We start from the raw sequence: 25569 nt of genomic DNA on the forward strand, positions 1-25569 counted from the left end.
GCAACACAACGAACCGGAGGGGCGAGCGCGCATGGAGTTCCGGCAGTCGAACAAGCTCAGCGAGGTCTGCTACGAGATCCGCGGCCCGGTGGTCGAGCACGCCAACGCACTCGAGAAGGCGGGCCACAGCGTGCTGCGCCTCAACACCGGCAACCCGGCGCTCTTCGGCTTCGAGGCGCCGGAGGAGATCCTCCAGGACATGATCCGGATGCTGCCGCAGGCGCACGGGTACACCGACTCGCGCGGCATCCTGTCCGCCCGCCGGGCCGTGGCCCAGCGCTACCAGACCCTGGGCCTGGACGTCGGCGTCGACGACGTCTTCCTCGGCAACGGCATCTCCGAGCTGATCTCGATGGCCGTACAGGCGCTGGTCGAGGACGGCGACGAGATCCTGATCCCCGCCCCCGACTTCCCCCTCTGGACGGCGGTGACCACCCTCGCGGGCGGCAAGGCGGTCCACTACCTCTGCGACGAGCAGGCCGACTGGTACCCGGACCTGGACGACATGGCGTCGAAGATCACGGACCGCACCAAGGCCGTGGTCATCATCAACCCGAACAACCCGACCGGCGCGGTCTACCCGAAGGAGATCGTCGAGGGCATCCTCGACCTGGCCCGCCGGCACGGCCTGATGGTCTTCGCCGACGAGATCTACGACCAGATCCTGTACGACGACGCCGTCCACCACTCGGCCGCCGCGCTCGCCCCCGACCTGGTGGTGCTGACCTTCTGCGGCCTGTCGAAGACGTACCGGGTGGCGGGCTTCCGCTCGGGCTGGCTCGTGGTGACCGGCCCCCGGCAGCACGCCAAGGACTACCTGGAGGGCCTCACCATGCTGGCCTCCATGCGCCTGTGCGCCAACGCGCCCGCCCAGTACGCCATCCAGGCCGCGCTCGGCGGCCGCCAGTCCATCCGCGACCTCACGACACCCGGCGGACGGCTCCACGAACAGCGCAACGTGGCCTGGGAGAAGCTCAACGAGATCCCGGGCGTGTCCTGCGTGAAGCCCAAGGGCGCGCTGTACGCGTTCCCGCGCATCGACCCCAAGGTGCACCCCATCCACGACGACGAGAGGTTCGTCCTCGACCTGCTGCTGCGCGAGAAGATCCAGGTCGTCCAGGGCACCGGCTTCAACTGGCCGACCCCCGACCACTTCCGCATCCTCACCCTCCCCCACGCGGACGACCTGGAGGCGGCCATCGGACGGATCGGCCGGTTCCTGAGCGGGTACCGGCAGTAGCGGCGGGCGGCCTGCCGGGCGCCGCGTGCGCGGCAGGACCGGCCGGACAGGGCCTAGCCTGTGCCGTATGGGTGATCTCTTTCTCGTCCGGCACGGTGAGACCGAATGGTCGCGGTCCGGACGGCACACCGGGTTGACGGACGTACCGCTGACCGAGCACGGGCGGGAGGAGGCGCGAGGGCTGGTGCCGTTGATCCGCTCGCACCGGATCGGGGCCGCGTTCGTCAGCCCGCTCCAGCGGGCGCGGGAGACGGCGGAGCTGATCGGGCTGCACGGCTTCCGGGTCGACGCCGACCTGCACGAGTGGGACTACGGCGGGTACGAGGGCGTGACGACCGTCGAGATCCATCGCACCCGGCCCGACTGGTTCCTGTTCACGGACGGGGTCGCGCCCGGACCGCCCGAGCATCCCGGGGAGACCCCGGAGCAGGTCGGGGAGCGGGCCGACCGGATGCTGGCCAAGGTCGACGCGGCGCACGCCAACACGGAGGGGTGCGTGGTGCTGGTGGCGCACGGGCACTTCCTGCGGGTGCTGACGGCCCGGCGGCTCGGGCTGCCCGCGTCGGAGGGCGCGCACTTCCAGCTCGCCACCGGAACGCTGTCCCGGCTGGGCACGGAGCACGGGCGGCCGGTGATCGCCGCCTGGAATGTCAGACCCGGGTCGTAGCCTTCGAGAGGGCAGCAGGACTCTCGGAGGGGGCACGCCGTGACACGACCGCCGACCGCCGCGCAGCGGCGTGTGATCGACGCCGCCGAACCGGTCACCGGGCGGCTGCGGGGGACGCAGGCGCAGCTCGCGGCGCTGGTGAGGCACGGGCTCGCCTTCCGGCACCCGAGGCCGCCGCACGACCACTTCCTGACACCGGCCGGGCACCGGATACGGGAGGCACCGCCCGAGCCCGAACCCGAGCCCGTGATGGACGTGCCCGGGGCCGGCGCCGGCGTGTTCGCCGCGCGGGTCGGCGGCGAGGAGGAGCCCGGCGCGTCCGGCGCCGCCCGCGCGCGTGAGGTGCACAGTGCCTGGCAGGGGCTGCTGGAGCTGCGCCGGATGACGAACCCGGACGGCGCGGTGGACCGCCCCTGCGGCTGGGAACGCACGCACCTGGTGCGGGCGGCGGCGCTGGCGCTGGAGGCGGCCGGGCACCGGCCCGCCGGGGCGGACGGCCCCGACCCGAGGCAGGCGACCGAGGGCTACCGCGTCCGCGCCACGCCCCAGCCCGACGCCGTCGCCGTGCACGGACCGGACGACGGGACACTCACGGCCTGCGCGGAGACACTGGAGAAGGCGGGCTGGCAGGTCGGCGCGCACACCGATCCCCGGACCAGAGCGCGCTATCTACTGGCTTCCCCCCGCCGCGTGTGAGGGACATGCCAAGATCGATGCCCGATACATCGGTGGCGAGGGCACCGATGCGCCGTCGACGAGAAGGGAAGCCATGAACGAGCCGTTTTCCGTCCGCGTCACCGTCCGGGGATACGAGACCGACGCCCAGGGACACGTCAACCAGAGCGTGTACATCAACTACGCGGAGCACGCGCGCTGGTCGCTGCTGCACGCCGCGGGCATCACCCAGACCGGCCTGAACGGCCGGGGCGTGGGCCCGGTCGCCCTCGAGACGACCATCCGCTACAAACGCGAACTGCTCGCCGGTGACGAGATCGACGTGACCTGCGCCTTCCTGTGGGGCGGCGGCAAGACGTTCCGGATCGAGCAGATCATCCGCAAGACGGACGGCACGGTCTCGGCCGAACTCACCGCGGTCGGCGGGCTGCTGGACCTGAAGGAACGCCGCATGGTGGCGAACCCGCAGGACTACTTCAAGGAACTGGCCACGGACCCCAGCCTGTTCGGGCTGTAGGGCCGCGGATCGGAGCGCGTCCTCGCCCCCGCCTCACTCCTCCCCGAACGCCTTCCGGTGGTCCGCCGCCCACTCCCGGTACGTCCGCGCCCGCCGCCCCAGCAGGTGCGGCACGTCCTCGGTGACGACGGCGTTGCCGCCCCGGCGGACATACGCGGCGCCCGCCAGGACGGCGTCGGCGGCCGCCTCGTCCCGCAGCCAGGACAGGACGTACGCGCGGGCCTCCTCCGGGGTGAGGTCGCGGGTCGGCACCGGGCGGCCGAGGACGGCGGCGAGGACGTCCGCCTGGCCGGGCACACTGATCGTCTCGGGCCCGGTCAGGGTGTACGTCCGCCCCGCGTACCGCTCGTCGAGAAGGGTGACTGCGGCCGCCTCGGCGACGTCACGCGGGTCGACCACCCCCTGGAGCCCGTCGCCGCTCGTGTTCGGCACCGGCTCGCCCGCCCCGAGGGCCCGCGCCCAGCTCAGCGTGTTCGAGGCGAAGGAGGAGGGCCGCAGGACGGCCCACTGGGCGCCGCTCTCCCGGACGGCCCGTTCGCCCTTCTCGTGCCACCGCCCCGAGGGGCCCACCTCGGGATCACCGGTGCCGATCGCGGACAGCTTGACCAGTCGGCCCACGTCCGCGGCCAGTGCCGCCGCCACCAGGGCGCTGTCGTGTTCCACGGACGGTCCGGGCAGCCCCACCAGGAAGGCGGCCACCGCCCCGGACATCGCCGCCTCCAGGGACGCCCGGTCGGTGTAGTCGCCGCGCGCCACCTCGACGCCGGCGGGCACCCGGGCCCCGGCAGGGTCGCGGACCAGGGCGCGCACCTTCTCACCGCGGGCCGCGAGGAGTCGTACGAGTTCGGTTCCGATGGTGCCCGTGGCACCGGTCACAAGGATCATGGCCCCCACGGTGGCGCCCGGCGGCGGCGCGGCTCTAGGAGATTCCGGCACGCTTCGGCCGCCCGCCACGGCCCGCGGCACGCCTACGGTGGAGGGGTGACGCACACCTTCGCCGAGCGCGCCCTGCCGGTCCCCGCCGCGCTGCGGCCCTGGTTCACCGGCATCGGGACGATCGCCCCCGACCGCCCCGCGGAGCTGCCCTTCGCGCACGTACCGGACACGGCGACGAAGGTCGTCGTACGCGCCGAGCGGGACGGGCGCCGTGACGCCCTGGTCGTCGGGCCGCGCACCCGGGCCACCTATCACGCGGATCCGGCGCGGCCGGTGGCGTCGTGTGTGCAACTCCGCCTGGTGCCGGGGGCGGTGGGCCCGCTGTTCGGGGTGCCGGCGGTGGATCTCGTCGGCCATGTGGTGCGGCTCTCCGACCTGCCGGCCACCGCGGCCCGGCGGCTGGCCCGTGAACTGACCGGCGGGGCAAGGGAGGAGATCACGGCACGTCTGGCGGAGCTGCTCCCGCCCGCCGAGGACGGCCCCCGCGAGCGGCTGCTGCGGGCCGCCGTCGACGCCCTGTCGACCCGCCGGGACCGCACGCCCGTCCGGGTGGGGGAGGTGGCCCGCCGACTCGCCGTCAGCGAGCGCCAGTTGCGCAATCTGTTCGCCGACGGCGTCGGGGTCTCCCCCAAGCACTACGCCCGCATCGACCGCGTACGCCATGTCCTGACGCACGCGGCCACGGTGCCCTGGGCCGAACTCGCCGCCGCCACCGGGTACTACGACCAGTCGCACCTGACGGCCGACTTCCGCGCCCTGATGGGGGTGCCGCCCGGCGCGTTCCGCACCGGGCGGCTGCCCCGGGCCACACCCTGCCGGCCGCTCAGCCCGGGGTCACCGCCTCCATCGGATGCGTGACGTCCTTCGCGTCCCGGTCCCGGCCCAGGTGGTTGAAGACGAGGTTGAGCAGGACGGCCGCCACGCAGCCGGTCGAGATGCCGGAGTCCAGGACGATCCGGGCCGTCAGGGAGGTGGTGCGCGGTCGTGCGGGACCGGGGTGGATCGACGGACGGCGAGGGGGACCGTTCCGGGGCGCGCGTCCGACGCGCGCCCCGGGCACGGCCGCCGTGGGCCCCGTACGGGGCCCCGGCCACCGGCCGAGGGCCGTCCCCCTCGACCGGAGTCGTGTCGGCTCAGGCCTGGGCGGCGATCCGGGCCAGGCGCTGGGCCTCCTCGCGCGTGGCACGCGCGATGGCGTCCTCGTCGGCGAGCGTCAGACGGCCGTCCGCCACGATCTGACGGCCGTTCACGAAGGACGCGGTGACCGGGGCGGCCGCGCCGAGGACGAGCGCGGTGACCGGATCGGCGATGGAGGCGTGGGCGAGGGTGTCCAGCTTCCACAGCACCAGGTCGGCGAGCTTGCCCGGCTCCAGCGAGCCGATCTCGCGTGCGCGGCCGAGGACCTGGGCGCCGCCGTAGGTACCGAGGCGCAGCGCCTGACGGGCGTTCAGGGCGGCCTCGCGGTGGGCGCCGAGGCGGTTGATGAGCAGGGCGTTGCGCAGCTCGGTGTGGAGTTCGCCGGACTCGTTGGACGCCGTGCCGTCGACGCCGAGGCCGACCGGGACGCCGGCCGCCAGCATGTCGGGGACGCGGGCGATGCCGGCCGCGAGCCGGGCGTTGGACGAGGGGCAGTGGGCGACACCCGTCCTCGTCCGGGCGAAGGCGTCGATGTCGGAGTCGTTCATGTGGACGCAGTGCGCCATCCACACGTCCTCGCCGAGCCAGCCGGTGGACTCGAAGTAGTCGGTCGGGCCCATGCCGAACAGCTCGTGGCAGAACTTCTCCTCCTCGACCGTCTCCGAGCCGTGGGTGTGCAGCCGCACCCCGAGCCGGCGCGCCAGCTCGGCGCCCTGCTGGAGGAGTTCGGTGGAGACGGAGAACGGCGAGCAGGGCGCGACGGCGACCTGGGTCATCGCGTCGAAGGAGGCGTCGTGGTGCTGCCGTACGGTCTCCTCGGTGGCGGCGAGCGCGCCGTCGAGGGTCTCGACGGCGAAGTCCGGGGGCAGTCCGCCGTCCTTCTCGCTGCGGTCCATGGAGCCCCGGGCGAGGGTGAAGCGGACGCCCATGTCACGGGCGGCGCCGATGATCGCGCCGGACAGGTCGCCGGAGCCCCGGGGGAAGACGTAGTGGTGGTCCATGGCGGTGGTGACCCCGCCGCGGGCCATCATGGCCAGGGAGCCCTGGGCGGCCGCGCGGACCATCGGCTCGTCGATGCGCGCCCAGGTCGGGTAGAGCGCGACGAGCCAGTCGAACAGATTGTGGTCGGTGGCCAGGCCCCGGGTGATCCACTGGTAGAAGTGGTGGTGGGTGTTGACCAGGCCGGGGGTGACCAGGTGACCGGTGGCGTCGATCCGGCGTACGACGTCGGTCAGGCCCTCGGGGGCCCGGCCCGCGCCGAGCGACTCGATGCGGTTGCCGGCGATGACGACATGGCCGTCGGCGTACTCGGTGTCGTCCGCGTCCACGGTCGCGATCGAACAGTTCTCGATGACGATGCGCTGGGTCATCGTGCGTCCTCTTCCTTCCGTGTCCGCTTCAGAGGTTGGTGAGGTCCGCCGGGATCCGCGCCTCACAGCCGTCCCGCAGGACGGTGGCCTCGATCAGGCCGTAGGGGCGGTCGGCGGCGAAGTACACCTCGTTGTCGTTCTTCAGCCCGAACGGCTCCAGGTCCACCAGGAAGTGGTGCTTGTTCGGGAGGGAGAAGCGGACCTCGTCGATCTCGGCGCGCTGCTCGACGATCCGGGAGCCCATCGCGTAGAGGGTCTGCTGGAGGGAGAGCGAGTAGGTCTCGGCGAACGCCGCGAGGAGGTGCTTCCTCGTCTCCCGGTACGAGGTCTCCCAGTCGGGCGCGGGCTGCTCGTCGTCGGTCCAGTTGAAGCGCCAGCGGGCGGAGACCTCGGTGGCGAGGATCCGGTCGTAGGCCTCGGGGAGCGTCGTGTACTTGTCCTTGACGTACCCCCAGAACTCGGAGTTCGTCGAGTTCAGCACGACGAGGTCCTTCAGTCCGGAGACGACCTCCCACGCCGTGCCGTCGTAGGTGATCTGGGTCAGCCGGGTCTCCTGGCCGGTGCGGGCGAAGGAGTGCGCGCCCTCCCCGCCGTGCTCGATCCGCTCCCAGCCGTACTCCTCGATGCGGATCCGGGCGCGGTGGATCGGCTCCTGCGAGGTCACGAAGTGGCGGGCGAGGTGGATGCCGAACTGCTCGGCGGACTCGATGCCGTGTTCCTTGGCGAACGCGTACACCGTGTTCTTGGTGGTGTCGGTCGGCAGGACGTTGGCGTTGGAGCCGGAGTAGTGGACCTCCTCCATGTCGCCGCTCAGCGAGACGGAGACGTTGAGGTCCTTGATGTGGTGGGTGGCACCGTTCCGCGTGATCCGGACGACTCGGTTCTCGGCCTTGCCGTACTGGTTCTGTCCCAACACTGGGCGGGCGGGGCCGGAATTGTCTGCCATAGCTAGCTCCCTCGGTAAACGGAGTAGCCGAACGGGTTGAGCAGCAGCGGTACGTGATAGTGCTCGCCGGCCCTCACCGCGAAGGTGATGACCACCTCGGGGAAGAACACGGCACCGCTGTCCCGATTCGCGGGGGCGTCCTGCTGCGCATCGGCTTGCTTCTTCGCGGATGTCTCGAAGTACGCCTCGACCTCGAAGTCGAGCCGTACGTGGGTGGTCCCCTCCGGCAGGGCCGGGAGGTCCTTGCACCGGCCGTCCGCGTCGGTCGCGGAGCCGCCGAGCGCCTGCCAGGGCGCGTCCCGCCCGGTACGGGCGGAGAGCCGGACGGCGACACCCCGGGCGGGGCGGCCGACACTGGTGTCCAGGATGTGGGTGGACACGGAGGCGGTGCTGCCGGCGCTGGTGCTGGTGCTGGTACTCATGGGGGGGTGCTCTCAGTCCTCTTCGACGGGGCCGGCGATGCGGGCGAGCCGGATACGGTTGATCTTCCCCAGCTCGGCGCGGACGATCTCACGCTCCCGCTCGGGCGAGTTCCCGATCCGTTCCTCGATCGCGTCGCGCATCTGCTCGCCGGTCCGGCCGGTGGCGCAGATGAGAAAGACATGGCCGAACCGGTCCTGGTAGGCCAGGTTCAGTTCCAGCATCTGCGCCCTGAGTTCCTCGGAGGCGCCGGCCATCCCGCGCTGCTCGCGGGCCGAGGTCGGGTCGCCCGGTTTCGGGCGGCCGATCGGCGGGTGCCCGGCCATCGCCTCGGCCAGGTCGGCCGCGGTCAGCTCGGCCATGGCGGCGTCGCCGGCGGCGTACAGCTCGTCGGCGGTGGCGTAGGGGCGGGCCGCGAGCAGCCGGTCCGCCCACGCCATGGAGGCGCAGGCCTCCAGGAGGGCGGCGCGGGCCGCGGACTCCTCTAGGCCGTTGAACCGGGCCAGGCCCGAGGGCGTGGAAGTCGAAGTCACGGGGTCAGCTAACGCCTCCCCGCAACACCACGTCAACACTTTGTTGAAAATTCCGGGTAACAAGCCCCGTGCGGCCCCACCCGGCTCCACACGGCCCGATCCGGCCACCCTGGGGTCCGGCGGTCAGGTCTCTTTCTCCCGGTTCAGGTAGTTGTAGACCGTGAAGCGGCTCACCCCGAGCGCGCTCGCCACGGTCTCCACGCCGTGCCGGACGGAGAAGGCGCCCCGCGCCTCGAGTATCCGCACGACCTCCTGCTTGGCCTTGCGGTCCAGGTCGGCGAGCGGCCTGCCCTTCTTGCGCTCCATGGCGGCGAGGATGTGGTCGAGGGAGTCGGCGAGCTGGGGCAGGCGTACGGCGACGGCGTCCGCGCCCTCCCAGGTGAGCACCACGTCGTCCGGGCCGGCCTCGTCGGGCGGGAGCATCTCGCCGCCCATCGCGTCGACCAGCGGTTTCACGGCCGCGATGAAGGGCTCGTCGCCGGTGGGGCTCACTCGCCCTCCCCGAGGACGTTGACCTGGAGCGAGATCCGGGTGGCGCCCGCGCCGAGGGACTTGCGCAGCAGGGCGTCCACGGCGCCGAGCACCGCGTCGGCGCCGCCCTCCACGGTGTTGCCGAACGGTCCGACGTCCACCGCGTCCAGGTCGGCCGCCTCGATCACCTCACGGGCCACCAGCGCGTGCGCGGGTGCCTCGTCGAGGTCGAAGGGCTCGGTCGTGAACTCCACTCTCAATCGCACGCGCTCAACCTAACGCGCGGTACGGCTTTCCGCCGAGCCCTCTTGACAAGCTCCGACCTCCGGCGGCAATCTTCCAATACGTAGAAACTAACTTCCGCATTACGGAATTACTCGACACGGAAGGGAGCGCGGCCCCTCATGCCACTCTTTGCATCGGGCACAGCCGAAGACCGGCGCTTCAACGTCAACCTGTCGATCCTCTTCACGGAACTCCCGCTCCTGGAGCGCCCCGCGGCCGCCGCCGCGGCCGGCTTCACCGCGGTCGAGCTGTGGTGGCCCTGGGTCGATACCCCCACCCCCGAGCCCTCCGCGCTCGACGCCCTGAAGCGGGCGATCGAGGACGCGGGCGTCCGGCTCATCGGCCTGAACTTCTACGCCGGCCGGCTCCCCGGCCCGGCCCGTGGCGCCCTGTCGCTGCCCGGCGAGGAGTCGGAGCGCTTCCGCGCCAATGTCGAGGTGGCCGCCGGCTTCGCCGAGTCCGTGGGCTGCACGGCGCTCAACGCGCTCTACGGCAACCGCGTCGACGGCGTCGACCCCGCCGAGCAGGACGCGCTCGCCCTGGAGAACCTGGTCCTGGCCGCCCGAGCCGCAGACCGGATCGGCGCGATCCTGCTGATCGAGGCGCTGAACCGGCCGGAGTCACCGCACTACCCGCTGGTGAGCGCACCGGCCGCGGTCGGGGTCGTCGACAAGGTCAACGCGGCCACCGGGCTCGGCAACGCGAAGTTCCTGATGGACCTGTACCACCTGTCGATGAACGGCGAGGACCTGCCGCGGGTGATCGAGACGTACGCGGCGAAGACCGGCCACGTCCAGATCGCCGACAACCCCGGCCGCGGCGCGCCGGGCACCGGCTCACTGCCGCTGGCGGACCTCCTCGACCGGCTGACGAAGGCGGGCTACGACGGCTGGGTCGGCCTGGAGTACAAGCCGGGCGACCGCCCGAGCGCCGAGGCCTTCGACTGGCTGCCCCGCTGATCCCCGTACCGAGAGGCACCCTCCCATGAGCAACGCACTCCCCAAGGTCGCCTGGATAGGCCTCGGCATCATGGGCTCCCCCATGTCCGAGAACCTGATCAAGGCGGGTTACGACGTCACCGGCCACACCCTGGAGCAGGACAAGCTGGACCGGCTCACCGCCGCCGGCGGCACCGCGGCCGGCTCGATCGCCGAGGCGGTCGCCGGCGCCGATGTGATCATCACGATGGTTCCCGCCTCACCGCAGGTCGAGGCCATCGCCTACGGCCCCGACGGCATCCTGGAGAACGCCCGCGCCGGCGCCCTCCTGGTCGACATGTCCTCCATCACCCCGCAGACCTCCGTCGACCTGGCCGCCGCCGCGCGGGACAAGGGCATCCGCGTCCTGGACGCGCCCGTGTCCGGTGGCGAGGCCGGCGCGATCGAGGCCGTCCTGTCCATCATGGTCGGCGGTGAGCAGGCCGACTTCGACGAGGCGAAGCCGCTCTTCGAGGCGCTGGGCCGGACCATCGTGCGGTGCGGTCCGCACGGCTCGGGGCAGACCGTGAAGGCCGCCAACCAGCTGATCGTCGCCGTGAACATCCAGGCGTGCGCGGAGGCCGTGGTCTTCCTGGAGAAGTCGGGCGTGGACCTGAAGGCGGCGCTGGACGTCCTCAACGGCGGCCTCGCGGGCTCGACCGTGCTGACCCGGAAGACGGACAACTTCGTCCAGCGGGACTTCCGGCCCGGCTTCCGCATCGACCTGCACCACAAGGACATGGGCATCGTCACGGACGCCGCCCGTACCGTCGGCGCGGCGCTGCCCGTCGGCGCGGTCGTCGCCCAGCTGGTCGCGAGCCTGCGCGCGCAGGGCGACGGCGGGCTGGACCACTCCGCGCTGCTGCGCGCGGTCGAGCGCCTCTCCGGCGCTCAGGTCTGAGCCCACCTCCGAGACTTCCGGGCGGCGCTCCCGCTGACAACTGTCCTGTCGCGCCCAGGCGGTGGCGCCGTCCGGAGAACCACGTGGACCGACCGGACCAGCACAGGGTCCGCCTGCGCCCGCTCCTTGCGAGCGGGCGCCCCGTACGGGGCCGGGCCCGCAGTCGGCCCGCACCAGTCGAACGGCCCGGATGAGGGGTGGCCGCTCGCGGCGGTGCGGGCAGGGCGAGGACCGCGGCGGTGTGCGCGCCAGTGCGGTGGCGCAAGGCCCGAGCCCCCTTCCCGACCTGAGGGAGGGCGGGCCCGGTCCGTCGCACCCGCCGCGGTCCCAGCCGCAGTACCGGTAGTCCCAGCCGCAGCCTGGGCCGTAGCCCCAGTACCCGTGGTCCCAGCCACAGGAGACCCCGTCCGGCGGCGCGAACGTCCTGTCGCGCCCAGCCTCGCGCCGTCGGACGGCCAACCGTTGCCCAGGCCCCCCGTCGGCACACCACCGACGGGGGGCCTGGGCGTCCGGCGTTCCGCGTGCGGATCCGCTGCGCCCGCAGGACGCTGAGGTCATGGGCAATCCGACGCGGTTTCCGCACATCGTGGTCCACCCGCCGGCACTGGACGGATCCCGGCGGGTCACCTCCGGTGACACCGTCCTCGGGGTCGCCTCGCATCTCGACGACGTCGTCGAGATCCTGCGCATGGCCGACCTGGACCGGATCGAGGTGGAGGTGAGCGACCTCATCGAGTGGCAGGGCGGCGGCCCGGACGACTGGCCAGGACTGTCCGAGCACCATGGACAGCAGGAGTCGTAGCCGGACTACGCCAACCTCAAATCAACCTCTGAACCTGGTTCAGCAGGCTTCAACCGCCCCTGCCCGCGGGCACATTGTGGTCACGTGGGGCCCGTCGGCACGGGGGCGGCGGGCCCCGCCACGGGGGGACGCGCCATGAGCGGAGACGGGTCGGTCCGGCTTCAGCCGTACGAGGTCGCGCTGCTGCGGGGAGGTCCCCGCGCGGCCGTCACGACGGCCGTCGTCGACCTGCATCTGCGGGGCGTGGTCGAGGCGGGCCGGCCCGGCAGACTGCGGACCTCGGGAGCGTCCCCCGAGGATGCCGGGCAGGCCTCGCCCCTCCTTCCGCCGCTCGCCGAAGCCGTGCGCGAGGCCCTCGAGCGGCCCGCCGGTCTTCCGGAGCTGATGGTCCATCCCACTGTCGGCCGGGCCGTCGCCGACCTGGTGCGGGGCGTACGGTCCGCGGGCCTGCTGCGGCTGCTGCCACCGCACCGCAGCCGCGCCGGCCGCGGCGCCCTCCAGGCCCTGCGGGCCGAGCATCCGCTCCCGGCCGACCGCAAGGACGTACCGGCCGGCGACGCGACGCTGGCCGTGGCCCTGTACGGCGAGGAGGCCCTGCGCGTCCTCGTGCCGCGCTTCGCCCTGCGGGCGGGGCTGCTCCCGCGCGCCGACGTGGCGGGCAAGCCGTTCCACCGGCGGGCTCCCCGCGGGGGCGGGAGCAGCGGAAGTTCGAGCGGCTCGGGGTTCTACTGCGGCGGATCGACGTCCTGCGGCGGCTCGTACTGACGTCCTGGGGCGGCTCCTGCTGACGTCATGGGGCGGCTCCTGCTGAACCGACGGAAGGGGGCGGCCCGTCCCCCGGACGGGCCGCCCCCTCCCCACAGGGATCCGGCTCAGACCTTCAGCGTCCTGATCGACGTGGGCGCGTGCTCCGGCTCGGTGGCGATCTCCTCGAACTCCACGACGTTGCCGATGTCGTTGGTCGTCGACATCGCGATGTTGGTGACGCGCTCCAGGATCGCCTCGACGACGACCGGCACCTGGAACTCGGCGGCCAGCTTCTTCGCCTGCTCGAAGGCGGCGCCCAGGTCGGCGGGGTCCGTCACCCGGATCGCCTTGCAGCCGAGCCCCTCGGCCACCTTGACGTGGTCGACGCCGTAGACGCCCAGTTCGGGCGAGTTGATGTTCTCGAACTCCAGCTTGACCTGGAAGTCGATGTCGAACGCCCGCTGCGCCTGGCGGATCAGGCCCAGGTAGGCGTTGTTCACCAGGACGTGGATGTACGGGATCCGGTGCTGCGCGCCGACCGCCAGCTCCTCGATCATGAACTGGAAGTCGTAGTCGCCGGAGAGTGCGACGACCTGGGCCCCGGGGTCGGCCTTCGCCACGCCCAGCGCCGCCGGGACGGTCCAGCCGAGCGGGCCCGCCTGACCGCAGTTGATCCAGTGCCGCGGCCGGTAGACGTGCAGCATCTGGGCGCCGGCGATCTGCGAGAGGCCGATGGTGGTGACGTATCGGGTGTCCGGGCCGAACGCCTTGTTCATCTCCTCGTAGACGCGCTGCGGCTTGATCGGGACGTCGTCGAAGTGCGTACGGCGCTGGAGCGTCGCCCGCTTCTCCTGCGCGGCGGCCGCCCAGGCGGAGCGGTCGGGGAGCCGCCCCTGTGCCCGCAGCTCCCTCGCCACCTCGACGAAAAGGGTCAGGGCCGCCTTCGCGTCGGAGGCGATGCCGTAGTCGGGGGCGAAGATGCGGCCGATCTGGGTGGGCTCGACGTCGACGTGCACGAAGGTGCGGCCTTCGGTGTAGACGTCGATCCGGCCGGTGTGGCGGTTGGCCCAGCGGTTGCCGATACCGAGGACGAAGTCGGACTCCAGGAAGGTCGCGTTGCCGTAGCGGTGCGAGGTCTGGAGGCCGACCATGCCGGCGTTCAGCTCGTGGTCGTCGGGGATCGCGCCCCAGCCCATCAGGGTCGGGATCACCGGAGTGCCCGTCAACTCGGCGAACTCGACGAGGAGTTCGCAAGCGTCGGCGCCGATGACCCCGCCGCCCGCGACGATCAGCGGGCGCTCGGCGGCGTTCAGCATGCCGAAGGCCTTCTCGATCTGGGCGCGGGTCGCGGCCGGCTTGAAGACCGGGAGCGGCTCGTAGGTGTCGGGGTCGAACTCGATCTCCGTCTGCTGGACGTCGACCGGCAGGTCGATCAGGACCGGGCCGGGGCGGCCGGAGCGCATCAGGTGGAAGGCCTGCTGGAAGACGCCGGGCACCTGGGCCGCCTCCAGGACGGTGACGGCCCACTTCGTCACGGGTGCCGCGATCGAGGCGATGTCGACGGCCTGGAAGTCCTCCTTGTGGATCACGGCGGTCGGCGCCTGGCCGGTGATGCACAGGATCGGGATGGAGTCGCCGGTGGCCGAGTACAGGCCGGTGATCATGTCGGTGCCGGCCGGGCCGGAGGTGCCGATGCAGACGCCGATGTTGCCCGGGTGGGTGCGGGTGTAGCCCTCCGCCATGTGCGAGGCGCCCTCCACATGGCGGGCGAGGGTGTGCTGGATGCCGCCGGACGCCTTGAGGGCCGCGTAGAAGGGGTTGATCGCCGCGCCGGGCACCCCGAACGCGGCGGTGACGCCCTCGCGCCTGAGGATCTCAACTGCCGCGCGGGCAGCGGTCATTCGAGCCATCGAGTACTCCTGCTTCGGCTGTCGGAATCGCTCTCCCGTCGCGCCCCGCGGTGAGAACTTAGCTTTTCCTGGCTTTTCCGCATTACGGAAATTCTTTTCTACTATCTGGAAGCAATGTAAGTGGGCACACGAAGGTCGTCAAGAGACGGACAAGCGGGGGCCGAAGGAGGACCATGGGGCCATGTCCGAGAGCGTGCCGGTGCGCTGCCCGGCCTGCCGGCGCGAGCGCCTCTACACCGCGCCGTCCTACCCGTGCGCGTGCGGTGCTCCCGTCGCCCCGCCGCTCGACCTCCGTACGGCACCGTCGGCCGTCGCCCACCGGGCGTGGGACGAGGAGTGGATCACCCTCCACTGCACGGCCTGCGGCCACCGCACTCACTGGCCCCACCCCGAACTGGGCTGCCCGTGCGGGACGGTACTGCGCATCCCGGTGACGGGGGTGAGCGGGGCGGCGGGGGCGGGTGAGTCTCCCTGGGCGGCCGGGCCCGAGGGGTCGACCGACCACGCCGGGTCCGCCGGGGCTGCGGGGCCCGGGACGGCCAAGCACGCCGGGACGAGTGAGACTGCTGGGTCGGCCACACCCTCCGAGCCGGGCGGGAGTACGAGGTCGACGGGGCCCGGGACGGCCAGGCACCCCGAGTCGGCCAGGCACCCCGAGTCGGCCGGGGCTGCCGGGACTGCCAAACCCTCCGCATCGGCCGGGCAAGGCGCGTCGGCCGGGCCCCAGCGGCAACCGGAGCCGGTTGCGGAACCGGTTGCGGAACCGGTTTCGCCGTCGGCGGCCGTCCCGGCCACGGAACCCGCGTCGGCGAACGGTCGGCCCGCCTTCCGTTCCGTCGCCATCCGTACCGCGCTCGACGCGGTGACGGCCGCCGCACTCTATCTGCGCTGGCTCGGCCATGACGACGTCCGCCGGGCCGACCAGCGGCCCACCTCCGGCATCGGGCTCGCCGCGCGGGGGCTGCTGGCCCAGGTGGACCCGAGCGCGCGCCCGGCCTCACTGCGGGACGTGGAGTGTCTGTGGCTGACGGCCATGCAGGAGTCCTCGCAGTGCGTGTACTTCTCGCTCGCCGGATACGCCGACGAGGCCCGGGCCGGCGCCGACCGGCTCCACGTCCCGCTCTTCCTTCTGGATCCGACGGGCACCCCCCGACCACTGAACGCAGCGGCCGCCGCCCTGGACGCCGGGGGCGCCTGAGCGACGGCCGGGGTGGGCCACAGCGCTCGTGATCAGTACACCTGGCCCCCGTACGACTCCCGTAGTTCGATCTTGCGGACCTTGCCCGAGACCGTCATCGGAAAGGTGTCCAGCACTTGGAGCCGGCTCGGGATCTTGTAGTGGGCGAGGCGGCCCGCGCAGAAGGTGTGGAGTTCCTCCAGGGTCGGGGGGTGGGCCGGATCGCGGGGGATCACGCAGGCGAGGACCTCCTCGCCGTACTTCTCGTGCGGGACGCCGACGACCTGGACGTCCTGGATCCCGGGGTGCCCGTAGAGGAACTCCTCGATCTCGCGCGGGTAGATGTTCTCGCCGCCCCGGATGATCATGTCCTTGATACGGCCGACGATCTCGACGTAGCCGTCCTCACGCATGACCGCGAGGTCCCCGGTGTGCATCCAGCGGCCCGCGTCGACGGCCTCGGCGGTCTTCTCCGGCTCGTTCCAGTAACCGAGCATCACGCTGTATCCACGGGTGCACAGCTCGCCCGCCGTGCCGCGCGGCCGCGTCACCCCGGTCGCCGGGTCGACGACCTTCACCTCGATGTGCGGCAGGACCCGGCCGACCGTGCCGGTGCGATGCTCCAGGTCGTCGTCGCGGCGGGTCTGGGTGGAGACCGGCGAGGTCTCCGTCATGCCGTAGGCGATCGACACCTCCGTCATGTTCATCTCGGCGACCACCCGTTTCATCACCTCCACCGGGCAGGGCGAGCCCGCCATGATCCCGGTGCGCAGCGAGGAGAGGTCGTAGGACGCGAAGTCGGGGAGGTTCAGCTCCGCGATGAACATGGTCGGGACGCCGTACAGGGACGTACAGCGCTCCTGCTGGACCGCCTCCAGGGTGGCCTTCGGGTCGAAGGAGGGGGCCGGGATCACCATGCAGGCGCCGTGCGAGGTCGCCGCCAGATTGCCCATGACCATGCCAAAGCAGTGGTAGAAGGGCACCGGGATGCAGATCCGGTCCTGCTCGCTGTAGGCGATCATCTCGCCCACGAAGTAACCGTTGTTGAGAATGTTGTGATGGGAGAGGGTCGCCCCCTTGGGGAAGCCCGTCGTACCCGAGGTGTACTGGATGTTGACGGGGTCGTCGCAGGACAGGTCCGGGTAGGCGGTGTCGGGGGTCGCCCGCGCGAGCAGCGCCTCCCAGCTCGGGTCGCCGATGTACACCACCTCGCGCAACCCGGCGCACCTGGGCCGCACCTGCTCGACCATCGCCCGGTAGTCGCTGGTCCGGTGCCGGAGCGAGGCGAAGAGCAGCGACACTCCGGCCTGGTTGAGCACGTACTCGACCTCGTGCGTGCGGTAGGCCGGGTTGATGTTGACCATGATCGCCCCGATGCGGGCGGTGGCGTACTGGACGAGCACCCATTCCGCGCAGTTGACCGCCCAGATCCCCACCCGGTCGCCCTTCGCGACCCCGGCGCCGAGGAGGGCGCGGGCCAGCCGGTCGACGTCCGCGCCGAACGCGGCGTACGTCCAGCGCCGGTCCGACTCCACGTCGACCAGCGCTTCGCGGTCCGGCCAGGCCGCCACGGCCCGGTCCAGGTTGCCGCCGATGGTGTCCCCGAGCAGCGGGGTGCCACTGGTGCCGTGGGTGTACGAGGTCGCGCGGGCCGTGTCCGAGGTCACCGGAAGTCCTCCTCGCGGTACTCCTGCGCCGAGCCCGCCGCCGTCGCCTCGCGCAGCTCGATCCGGCGGATCTTGCCGCTGACCGTCTTGGGCAGCGGGGCGAACTCCAGCCGCCGCACGCGCTTGTAGGGGGCGAGGACCTCACGGGAGTGCTCGAACAGCATCTTCGCGGTGTCGGGCCCGGGCTCCCAGCCCTCGGCCAGGACGACGTACGCCTTGGGCACGGCGAGCCGCAGCTCGTCCGGGGCGGGGACGACGGCCGCCTCGGCCACCGCCTCGTGCTCCAGCAGCGCGCTCTCCAGCTCGAAGGGGCTGATCTTGTAGTCGGAGGCCTTGAAGACGTCGTCGCTGCGTCCGATGTACGTGAGGTAGCCGTTCTCGTCCCGTGCTCCGATGTCACCGGTGCGGTAGTAGCCGCCGGCCATCGCCTCCGCCGTACGGTCGGGGTCACCGTGGTATCCGGTCATCAGGCCCACCGGCCGGACCGAGAGATCGAGCGCGATCTCGCCCTCGTCCGCGCCGGGCGCGCCCGACACCGGGTCGAGCAGCTCCACCCGGTAGCCGGGGCCGGGCCGTCCCATCGAGCCGGTCTTCAGCTCCTGGCCGGGGCTGTTGGCGATCTGCACGGCCGTCTCGGTCTGCCCGAAGCCGTCCCGGACGGTGACGCCCCAGGCGCGGCGGACCTGCTCGATGACCTCGGGGTTGAGGGGTTCGCCGGCGGCCACGGCCTCCCGGGGCGGGGTGCGCAGCTGGGTGAGGTCGGCCTGGATGAGCATGCGCCAGACGGTGGGCGGGGCGCAGAAGGTGGTGACGCCCGCGCGGTCCATCTCCGCCATCAGCCGGGCCGGGTCGAAGCGGGAGTAGTTGTGGATGAAGACGGTCGCCTCGGCGTTCCACGGCGCGAAGAGATTGGACCAGGCGTGCTTGGCCCAGCCGGGTGAGGAGATGTTGAGGTGCACGTCGCCGGGCTTGAGGCCGATCCAGTACAGGGTGGCCAGGTGGCCGATCGGGTACGAGGTGTGGGTGTGCTCGACCAGCTTGGGGCGGGCGGTCGTGCCGGAGGTGAAGTACAGCATCAGCGGGTCGTCGGCGTGGGTGGGGCCGTCCGGGGTGAAGCCGGCGGGGGCGTCGCAGGCGTTCTCGTACCGTTGCCAGCCCTCGGGCGCGCCGCCGACGGCGATCCGGGTGTACTCCCCCGGCACCTCGGCGAACTTGCCGGTGTCCTCGGCGCGCACGAGGACGTGCCGGACCCGGCCGCGTTCCACGCGGTCGCGCAGGTCGGCGGGGCCGAGCAGCGGGGTGGCCGGGATGACGACGGCGCGCAGCTTCATCGCGGCGAGGGCGGTCTCCCAGAGTTCGGCCTGGTTGCCGAGCATGACGAGGATCCGGTCCTCGGCACTGACCCCGCGCCCGCGGAGCCAGGTAGCGACCCGGTCGGAGCGCTCGGACAGTTCGGCGAAGGTCAGCCGGGTCTCCGAGCCGTCCTCCTCGACGATGTGCAGGGCGGTGCGGTCGTTGCCGTCCGCGATGACGTCGAACCAGTCGAGGGCCCAGTTGAAGTGCTCCGGGCGGGGCCACTCGAAGCGCTCGTAAGCGGTCGTGTAGTCCTCGCGGTGCTCCAGCAGGAAGTCCCGTGCCCTGCGGAAGCTCTCCGTCGCCGTCGTCATCCGTCCTCCTTGCTTCTCGGGTCGTTCCGCCGCGGGACGCGTTCCGTGGGGCGCGTCCCGTGGGTCTCGCGCCCATCGGCTCACTCCCGTGGTTCCGGACCATTGCCAGCGGCTCTCTGACATCGTGTAATCCGTGATGCAGGTCTCACTACCCCCGAACGGGGGTGTGCGGCACCTAGCCACGCGGAAAGGGCGAGGACGTGGCGGCGGACACGGGCGGAACGGCGGAGATGCGCGGTGCGCTGGCGCGGCTGCGGCGCACGACGGGGCTGCCGGTCGCCTTCGGCGGTCTGGTGGAGCCGGGGCGCCACCGGATGCGGATCAGCGAGTTCAGCGGCGCAGCCACGCCCGCGCTCAGCGGCCTCGCGGTGACCTCCGGCAACGGCCTGGGCGGCAAGGCGGTCGCGCTGGCCCGCCCGTGCGCGGTGACCGACTACTCCCTCTCCCGGCAGATCAGCCACGAGTACGACGCGGCCGTCGCCGAGGAGGGTCTGCGCTCGGTGCTGGCGGTCCCGGTGGTGGTGCGGCGGCGGGTGCGCGGGGTGCTGTACGGCGCTCTGCGCACGGCCCAGCCGCTGGGCGACCGCACCCTGAACGCGGCGGTGGACGTGGCCCGGGACGTGGAGCAGGCGCTGGTCGCCGGGGACGAGGTGCGCGACCTGCTGACGGCGGCCCGTCCGCAGCCCGATCGCGGCGCCGAGTGGGAACAGGTGCGCGAGGCGCACGCGGCCCTGCGCGCGCTGGCCCCGCGGATCGGCGACTCGGCGCTGCGTGCCGAACTGCTCGACGTCTGCGGACTGCTGGCCCCGGGCCACGAGGCGGGGCCGGGTGCCGGGGAGTGTCCGGTCGTGCTCGCGCCGCGTGAGCTGGACGTGCTGGCGTGCGTGGCGGCGGGGGCGACGAACGCGGCGGCCGCCGAGCGGCTGGGCCTGCGCCCGGAGACGGTCAAGGGGTATCTGCGGTCGGCGATGCGCCGACTGGGCGCCCACACGCGCGGGGAGGCGGTGGTGGCGGCACGGCGGGCGGGACTGCTGCCGTAGGTAACACGGCCGTGGCAGAGTGCTCGCACATCCGGGACGTCCCCGGGAACAGCGCTCGGATCAAGCCAGGGAGGGGTCCTGCGTCCGACTCGAGAGAGGTCCGCACGATCAGCTTCCATTCACCGGCGGCCGTGATGAATTTCCCTGTGCGTCACTTTGTTATCTGCCTCACCACGCTGTCCCTCCGAATTTCAAAGAGACGTTGCCTAGAATTTGGCCCGGACACGACACACGGAGGGGAGCGGTAACCGTGCGACGGGACTTCAAGGAGCCTGCCAGATGCCGCCCCGACCTGGTCATCGGCAGGGAGGAGCTGTTCGGCTCCGCCCGGGACCAGTTGGTGCGCGGCGGCAGTGTGCTCCTCCACGGCCCCGCCGGAATAGGAAAGTCGACCGTGCTGCGGGCATTGGCCGCGGATTACGGCGAGTCGGCGCACACCGTGTTGCGCTGCTCGGCGACCGAGTCCGAATCACACCTTCCGTTCCTGGCCCTGGCCGACCTCTTCGGCCTGGTCCTGGACGAGATCTCGGACAAGCTGCCGTCGGCCCAGCGCACGGCCCTGGAGTCGGCGCTCACCGGCCGAGGCGAATCGACTCTGCAACGCGACGGCCTCGCCCTGCGTCTCGCCGTGCTCTCGGCCCTGCGCGCCCTGGCCGCCGCCGGTCCGGTGCTGCTCGTCGCCGACGACCTCCAGTGGCTGGACCCGGCCAGCGCCGAACTGCTCGGCTTCGCCGCCCGCCGGCTGGGCGACACCCCCGTCCAACTGCTGTGCGCGGTGCGCACGGAGGGCCAGGAGTACGACCGGCATCTACGCGCGTCCCCGCCCGACACGCTCGCCGTCCGCCTCAGCCCGCTCTCCCGCGCCCAGGTCTCCGCGCTGCTCGACCACCGCGGCTACACCGCGCTGCCCCGCTCGACCGTGCGGGAGATCCACCGCACCAGCGGCGGCAACCCGCTGTTCGCCCTGGAACTGGGCCGCGCCCTCGGCGAGAATCCGACCCCGCCCCGGCCCGGCGAGCCGCTGCCGGTGCCCACCTCGCTGCGCGCGCTGGTGCTCAGCCGGCTCGACATGCTCTCCGACGAGGCCCGCCGCACCCTGCTGGTGGCCAGCGCCGGCGCCCGCCCCACGCTGGCCCTGCTGCACGCGGCCGGCCGGGAGAACGCCGAGGCCGAGACCGCCCAGGCGGCCGCGCTGGGGCTGCTGGCGACCGAGTCCGAGGGGCCGGCCGTACGGTTCGCGCACCCGCTGATCTCGGCGGCGCTGTACGCGGAGGCGCCCGCGCAGGATCGCCGGGCCGCGCACGCGGCGCTGTCCACGGCGGCCTCCGATCCGATCGAACGGGCCCGCAACCTGGCGCTGGCGACCACCGGCACCGACCCGGAGGTGGCCGCCCGGCTCGCCGAGGCCGCCGCGCTGGCCCGGGACCGGGGCGCGCCGTCGGTCGCCGCCTCGCTCGGGCTGCTCGCCGCCCGGCACACCCCGCCGGACGGTGCCCCGGCCCCGGACGAGCACCGGCTGCAGGCGGCGGAGGACTCGATCACGGCTGGCGAGGTGGACCTCGCCCGGGACATCGCGCGCGAGGTGCTGACCCGGGCCACCGTGCCCGCCGACCGGATCCGCGCCTGGGAGGTGGTCATCGAGGCCGCCGGGCAGGCCCTCGGCGAGGTCGACTCCGTCTTCCCGCAGGCCCTCGCCGACGCCGGCGACGACCCCCGGCTGCTCGCCCTGGTCCACTACCACCTCGCCTGGCGCAAGCTGATCGTCGAGGGCGACTTCGCCGAGGCACGGCAGGAGGCCGCGCACACCGCGGAGCTGGCCGCCCGGGGCGGTGACCGCCGTACGGAGCTGTTCGCGCTCTCCTTCCAGGCGTCGACGGAGATCCTGATGGGCCATCCGCTCGCGCCGACCACCATCAAACGGGCGCTGAAGGAACCCCAGGACCCGTACGTGGCGTGCCATCACAACGGCGCCGGCATGGCCCGGTTCCGCTGGCTGCTGATGAGCGACCAGCTCCCCGAGGCCCGTTCCACCATCACCGCGCTGCTGCGCGAGGTGCGCCGGCGCGGGATGGTCGAGAGCGAGGTGCACTTCCAGCGGTTCCTCGCCGACACCGAACTGCGTTCCGGGCACTGCGGACGCGCCCTCGACCTGGCCCGCGAGAGCCTGCGGCTGGCCCGGGACTCCGGCATCGGCCTGGGTGCCTCCGCGATGCTCACCTCCCTGGCCGAGGCCTCCGGCGGTGATGTGGACCGGGCGCTGGCGCTGGCCCGGGAGGCCGCCGACCGCGCCGAGGAGGACGGCGACCAGATGTACCTCTCGCGGGCGCTGGCCGCGCTGGGCTACGCCCAGCTGGTGGCCGGGGACGCGGCGGGCACCGTGGCCTCGCTGCGCCGGGTGCGGGAGCTGGAGCAGGGCCTGGGCATCACCGACCCGGCCCGCGGCCGCTGGCAGGGCGACCTCGCCGAGGCGCTGGTCCGGGTGGGCGAGCCGGGCGAGGCGCAGGACGTCATCGACGTCACCCGCGAGCACGCGCTCAGGCTGGGCCGGGAGAGCGTCCTCGCGGTCCTGGACCGTGCGGAGGCCCTGGTGCGGGCGGCGCACGGCGACCACGAGGCCGCGCTGGCCCGGCTGACGTCCGTGCAGGACCGGCTCGCCAAACTGGGCTACGGACTGGAGGAGGCGCGGGCCGCGTTCGCGCAGGCCCGGCTGCGCACCCGGCGGCCGGAGCCGACGTCGTACGACGAGGCGGCGCGGCTGTTCAGGCGGTGCCGGGCGCTGCCCTGGCTGCGCCAGGTGGACGCGGCGGCCCTGGAGGGGTCGGCCGGGCCGGAGCCGGCCGCCCGGCCGGCCCCCGCGGCCGACGCGCTGGAGGGGCTGGCCTCGATGGAGCGTCAGGTCGCCGCGCTGGTCATGGAGGGCGCCACCAACCGGGAGATCGCCGCGCGCCTGTTCATCAGCGTCAAGACGGTCGAGGCGACCCTGACCCGGGTCTACCGGAAGCTGGGGATCCGCTCGCGGGTGGATATTGTCCGACTGGCGGCGGGGCGCCACGCCAAGTGAGCGGGGCGCGGGGTTAACTGCCCTTCGCGGGTCCACTGAGCGCGGACCCGGAGGCACCTGTGGGTCCCCTGGGGGCGACCGAGGGTTTTCCCTGCCCCAACTCCCCTAGGGGGTTCCCTCATTGGGAGGAGGGTGCGCCGGGCCCTAGCGTTCGGGATGTGCCGCTCGCCCGGGCACACGGGGGTCGGTCCCGCGACCCCCGTGCACACCCCCCACACCCGCGCGACCCCCCACCGGCAAATCCCCCACGAGGAGACTCATGTTCGGGCTCTACCGTGCCAAGAAGGCCGCCGCCCTCGTCGCGGCGACCGCCGCGGCGGCCGCGACCGCTCTGCTCAGCGCCCCCACCGCTGTCGCAGCGCCGCAGCCGATCGTCGGCGGCACGACGACCACCACGACCGCGTACCCGTTCATGATGCAGATCACGGACGCCTCGCAGAACCAGTTCTGCGGCGGCACCCTCGTCTCGGCGACCAAGGTCGTCACGGCCGCGCACTGTATGGTCGGCGAGACCACCAGCAGTGTGCGCGTCGTCGGCGGCCGCACGTACCTCAACGGTACGAACGGCACGGTCAGCCGGGTGAGCAAGATCTGGATCCACCCGAGCTACACGGACGCCACCAACGGCGACGACGTGGCCGTCCTGACCCTGTCGACCTCGATGCCGTACACCACGGCGTCGTACGTCTCCTCGTCCCAGACCGGTGTGTACGCGGCCGGCACCACCGCCCGGGTCCTGGGCTGGGGCACCACCTCGGCGAACGGCAGTTCGTCCAACCAGCTGCGGACGGCGACCGTGCCGACGGTGTCCGACTCCAGCTGCAGCAGCTCCTACGGTTCGGACTTCATCCAGTCCGACATGGTTTGCGCCGGATACACCTCCGGCGGCGTAGACACCTGCCAGGGCGACAGCGGCGGTCCCCTGCTCATCGGGGGCGTCCTGGCAGGGATCACTTCATGGGGCGAGGGCTGTGCGCAGGCCGGTTACCCGGGTGTCTACACCCGGCTGACCACCTTCTCCAGCCTGGTCACCACGCAGGTGAACTCATAAGTCACCGCGTGACCCCCCAGCACTCCTGAGCACCCCTCAGGTGACATACCAGGGGGCGCTGCGAGCCTCCACGAGCGGCCCGCAGCGCCCCCTTTCCAATGCCCGCGCCCGGTCGGGCCGGCCGTCAGCTCCGTACGACGGTCCCGAACCGGATGTCGTACGGCTGTCCCGGGTGCAGCGCGGCCAGCATCCGCTCGCCCTCCTCGGTGACCTCCCGCCGCTGCCCCGCGGTGAGGCGCCCGAACGGCTCGACGACCAGCGCGCCCTCCTCGAGCCGCCACACACCCGTCAGGAAGCCGTCGACGAGCAGGGTGCTGTGGGCCTGGTTGCCCTGCCAGGTGCGGCCCCGGTACTCGGGCGGGACGACCCGGGAGCGGTCGGCGTGGGACAGCAGCAGGTTGTCGAACTCAGGCAGGAACCGGGGCGGGGCCGGGGTCGCCGGGTCCGGGCGGGAGGCCTCCGGGAGGTCGAACAGCTCGACGCCGCGCTCGTCCCGGAAGGTGACCAGCCGCGGCCGCAGCCGCTCGAAGGCCTCGCGCAGCCGGGTCAGCCCGGCCCAGGTCTGCATGTCCTTGACGGAGGCCGGGCCGAAGGCGGCGAGATAGCGCAGGACGACGTCCTCCGGCGCCGGGGCCGGTGCGGCGGGCCGCCCGAGCCAGTGCTCGGCGGTCGTCAGGGCGACCTGTCCGCTCCTCCCCCACAGCCCGCGCGGGGTGACCTGGACCAGCGGCAGCCGACAGCGGGCCGCGATCGCGAGGGACTGCGGGTCGGCCTGCGGCCAATGCGTGGACAGCGCCTCGCGCAGCTGCCCCATCGTGCGCGGCTCCGTCTCCACGAGTTCCCTGGCGAGCACGGCGAGCCGGTCCAGATCGACCCCGGCGAGACCCTTGCGGAACGCGTTCAGCTCACGGTCGCGGGCGGGCTGGACCAGCGGCCGCAGGGTGAGGCAGTCGTCGGCGGTGTGGGTGTGGATCGTGGAGCGCATGGTGACGATCCGGACCACCTCGCGGTCGGCCATCAGCGCCGACAGCCGCTCCGGGCCGAACCCGTCGAGGCGGGCCGCGAGCGCGTAGTACGGCGGCCTGACGTTCTGGGCCTGGAGCCCCAGCAGATGTGCCACGGCCTCCTTCGCCGACAGCGCGGAGGGCCGCAGCAGCAACTGCCGGTCGAGGGTCGCGCGGTTGAGGGCGCGGGCGTCGAGCACGGGGGCGGCGGAGGTCGTCTTCGTCATGTACAGGAAAATATCGGGGCTTGCGGACACGTTCTGTCCGCAACGCGGGGCGAGTGGGGGGAGGGAGGCGGATCGGGGTGACCCTCCGGGGGTCGTATGCCCGGTATATCCTGCACCGTGATCAAGCGGACGTAGGCTCGA

At 72.6% G+C, this 25569-nt stretch carries 25 protein-coding genes; 13 read left to right on the forward strand and 12 right to left on the reverse strand.

What is annotated here, in order from left to right; translation table 11 throughout:
• Nucleotides 1-31 precede the first annotated feature (31 nt).
• The 4 genes from ACZ6D7_RS40395 (at nt 32) to ACZ6D7_RS40410 (ending at nt 3099) form a co-directional block, all read left to right on the forward strand.
• Entirely contained in the window at nt 32-1240 is a 1209-nt protein-coding gene (locus ACZ6D7_RS40395; RefSeq protein WP_469501922.1) for a pyridoxal phosphate-dependent aminotransferase, read from the forward strand.
• 67 nt (nt 1241-1307) lie between these two features.
• Nucleotides 1308-1907 (forward strand): histidine phosphatase family protein, encoded by a 600-nt coding sequence (locus ACZ6D7_RS40400; protein ID WP_469501925.1) that lies wholly within the window; start codon nt 1308-1310, stop codon nt 1905-1907.
• A gap of 39 nt (nt 1908-1946) precedes the next feature.
• On the forward strand, nt 1947-2603 hold the full coding sequence (locus ACZ6D7_RS40405; RefSeq protein ID WP_469501928.1) for a hypothetical protein: 657 nt from the start codon (nt 1947-1949) through the stop codon (nt 2601-2603).
• Between the two features lie 73 nt (nt 2604-2676).
• The gene (locus tag ACZ6D7_RS40410) at nt 2677-3099 is read left to right on the forward strand and encodes an acyl-CoA thioesterase (protein ID WP_469501931.1); all 423 of its coding nucleotides are present in this window, start codon (nt 2677-2679) and stop codon (nt 3097-3099) included.
• Between the two features lie 33 nt (nt 3100-3132).
• On the opposite strand, the gene ACZ6D7_RS40415 is transcribed toward ACZ6D7_RS40410, so the two are convergent.
• Nucleotides 3133-3984 (reverse strand): NAD(P)H-binding protein, encoded by an 852-nt coding sequence (locus tag ACZ6D7_RS40415; RefSeq protein ID WP_469501934.1) that lies wholly within the window; start codon nt 3982-3984, stop codon nt 3133-3135.
• A gap of 96 nt (nt 3985-4080) precedes the next feature.
• Between ACZ6D7_RS40415 and ACZ6D7_RS40420 the strand changes: the two genes are divergently transcribed.
• Nucleotides 4081-4893, forward strand: coding sequence for a helix-turn-helix domain-containing protein (locus tag ACZ6D7_RS40420; protein ID WP_469501936.1), 813 nt, complete (start codon nt 4081-4083; stop codon nt 4891-4893).
• Here the strand turns inward: ACZ6D7_RS40420 and ACZ6D7_RS40425 are convergent.
• The 7 genes from ACZ6D7_RS40425 to ACZ6D7_RS40455 form a co-directional block, all read right to left on the reverse strand.
• Complete coding sequence (locus ACZ6D7_RS40425; RefSeq protein ID WP_469502066.1) at nt 4859-5095, reverse strand: hypothetical protein; 237 nt, start codon at nt 5093-5095, stop codon at nt 4859-4861. The two genes, ACZ6D7_RS40420 and ACZ6D7_RS40425, sit on opposite strands and share 35 nt — an antisense overlap.
• 73 nt (nt 5096-5168) lie before the next feature.
• The gene (locus tag ACZ6D7_RS40430; RefSeq protein WP_469501939.1) at nt 5169-6542 is read right to left on the reverse strand and encodes an 8-oxoguanine deaminase; all 1374 of its coding nucleotides are present in this window, start codon (nt 6540-6542) and stop codon (nt 5169-5171) included.
• 28 nt (nt 6543-6570) lie between these two features.
• A complete protein-coding gene (pucL, locus tag ACZ6D7_RS40435; protein WP_469501942.1) occupies nt 6571-7488 on the reverse strand; it encodes a factor-independent urate hydroxylase in 918 nt (305 codons plus the stop codon).
• Nucleotides 7489-7490: 2 nt separating this feature from the next.
• Entirely contained in the window at nt 7491-7910 is a 420-nt protein-coding gene (uraH, locus tag ACZ6D7_RS40440; protein ID WP_469501945.1) for a hydroxyisourate hydrolase, read from the reverse strand.
• A 12-nt stretch (nt 7911-7922) separates the two neighbouring features.
• Complete coding sequence (gene uraD / locus ACZ6D7_RS40445; protein ID WP_469501947.1) at nt 7923-8441, reverse strand: 2-oxo-4-hydroxy-4-carboxy-5-ureidoimidazoline decarboxylase; 519 nt, start codon at nt 8439-8441, stop codon at nt 7923-7925.
• A 123-nt stretch (nt 8442-8564) separates the two neighbouring features.
• On the reverse strand, nt 8565-8933 hold the full coding sequence (locus ACZ6D7_RS40450; RefSeq protein ID WP_469501949.1) for a helix-turn-helix domain-containing protein: 369 nt from the start codon (nt 8931-8933) through the stop codon (nt 8565-8567).
• Nucleotides 8930-9178: a YkoF family thiamine-binding protein gene (locus ACZ6D7_RS40455; protein WP_469501952.1), complete on the reverse strand. Its 249-nt coding sequence runs from the start codon at nt 9176-9178 to the stop codon at nt 8930-8932. Before ACZ6D7_RS40455 ends, ACZ6D7_RS40450 begins: the two co-directional genes overlap by 4 nt.
• A 138-nt stretch (nt 9179-9316) precedes the next feature.
• Between ACZ6D7_RS40455 and ACZ6D7_RS40460 the strand changes: the two genes are divergently transcribed.
• From ACZ6D7_RS40460 to ACZ6D7_RS40475, 4 genes are all read left to right on the forward strand, one after another.
• Nucleotides 9317-10156 carry a TIM barrel protein gene (locus tag ACZ6D7_RS40460; RefSeq protein WP_469501955.1) on the forward strand — a complete coding sequence of 280 codons (840 nt, stop codon included), beginning with the start codon at nt 9317-9319 and terminating at the stop codon, nt 10154-10156.
• A gap of 25 nt (nt 10157-10181) precedes the next feature.
• A complete protein-coding gene (locus ACZ6D7_RS40465) occupies nt 10182-11075 on the forward strand; it encodes a 2-hydroxy-3-oxopropionate reductase (protein WP_469501956.1) in 894 nt (297 codons plus the stop codon).
• A gap of 556 nt (nt 11076-11631) precedes the next feature.
• Nucleotides 11632-11877 (forward strand): hypothetical protein, encoded by a 246-nt coding sequence (locus tag ACZ6D7_RS40470; protein WP_469501959.1) that lies wholly within the window; start codon nt 11632-11634, stop codon nt 11875-11877.
• A gap of 135 nt (nt 11878-12012) precedes the next feature.
• Entirely contained in the window at nt 12013-12642 is a 630-nt protein-coding gene (locus tag ACZ6D7_RS40475) for a TIGR04222 domain-containing membrane protein (RefSeq protein ID WP_469501961.1), read from the forward strand.
• A 107-nt stretch (nt 12643-12749) separates the two neighbouring features.
• Here ACZ6D7_RS40475 and gcl read toward each other — a convergent pair whose 3' ends face one another.
• The gene (gene gcl, locus ACZ6D7_RS40480) at nt 12750-14534 is read right to left on the reverse strand and encodes a glyoxylate carboligase (RefSeq protein WP_469501964.1); all 1785 of its coding nucleotides are present in this window, start codon (nt 14532-14534) and stop codon (nt 12750-12752) included.
• An 862-nt stretch (nt 14535-15396) separates the two neighbouring features.
• Between gcl and ACZ6D7_RS40485 the strand changes: the two genes are divergently transcribed.
• Nucleotides 15397-15732, forward strand: coding sequence for a hypothetical protein (locus ACZ6D7_RS40485; protein ID WP_469501966.1), 336 nt, complete (start codon nt 15397-15399; stop codon nt 15730-15732).
• A 32-nt stretch (nt 15733-15764) separates the two neighbouring features.
• Here ACZ6D7_RS40485 and ACZ6D7_RS40490 read toward each other — a convergent pair whose 3' ends face one another.
• On the reverse strand, nt 15765-17378 hold the full coding sequence (locus tag ACZ6D7_RS40490; RefSeq protein ID WP_469501969.1) for an AMP-binding protein: 1614 nt from the start codon (nt 17376-17378) through the stop codon (nt 15765-15767).
• Nucleotides 17375-19045: an AMP-binding protein gene (locus ACZ6D7_RS40495; protein ID WP_469501973.1), complete on the reverse strand. Its 1671-nt coding sequence runs from the start codon at nt 19043-19045 to the stop codon at nt 17375-17377. Before ACZ6D7_RS40495 ends, ACZ6D7_RS40490 begins: the two co-directional genes overlap by 4 nt.
• 200 nt (nt 19046-19245) lie before the next feature.
• On the opposite strand from ACZ6D7_RS40495, the gene ACZ6D7_RS40500 reads away from it, so the two are divergent.
• From ACZ6D7_RS40500 to ACZ6D7_RS40510, 3 genes are all read left to right on the forward strand, one after another.
• The gene (locus ACZ6D7_RS40500; RefSeq protein ID WP_469501976.1) at nt 19246-20085 is read left to right on the forward strand and encodes a response regulator transcription factor; all 840 of its coding nucleotides are present in this window, start codon (nt 19246-19248) and stop codon (nt 20083-20085) included.
• Between the two features lie 250 nt (nt 20086-20335).
• Complete coding sequence (locus ACZ6D7_RS40505) at nt 20336-23146, forward strand: helix-turn-helix transcriptional regulator (RefSeq protein WP_469501979.1); 2811 nt, start codon at nt 20336-20338, stop codon at nt 23144-23146.
• A gap of 259 nt (nt 23147-23405) precedes the next feature.
• A complete protein-coding gene (locus ACZ6D7_RS40510) occupies nt 23406-24197 on the forward strand; it encodes a S1 family peptidase (RefSeq protein ID WP_469501984.1) in 792 nt (263 codons plus the stop codon).
• A 124-nt stretch (nt 24198-24321) separates the two neighbouring features.
• Here the strand turns inward: ACZ6D7_RS40510 and ACZ6D7_RS40515 are convergent, their stop codons facing one another.
• Nucleotides 24322-25428 carry a winged helix DNA-binding domain-containing protein gene (locus ACZ6D7_RS40515; protein WP_469501987.1) on the reverse strand — a complete coding sequence of 369 codons (1107 nt, stop codon included), beginning with the start codon at nt 25426-25428 and terminating at the stop codon, nt 24322-24324.
• Nucleotides 25429-25569 lie beyond the last annotated feature (141 nt).

This window comes from Streptomyces sp. NPDC041784 (assembly GCF_055591025.1).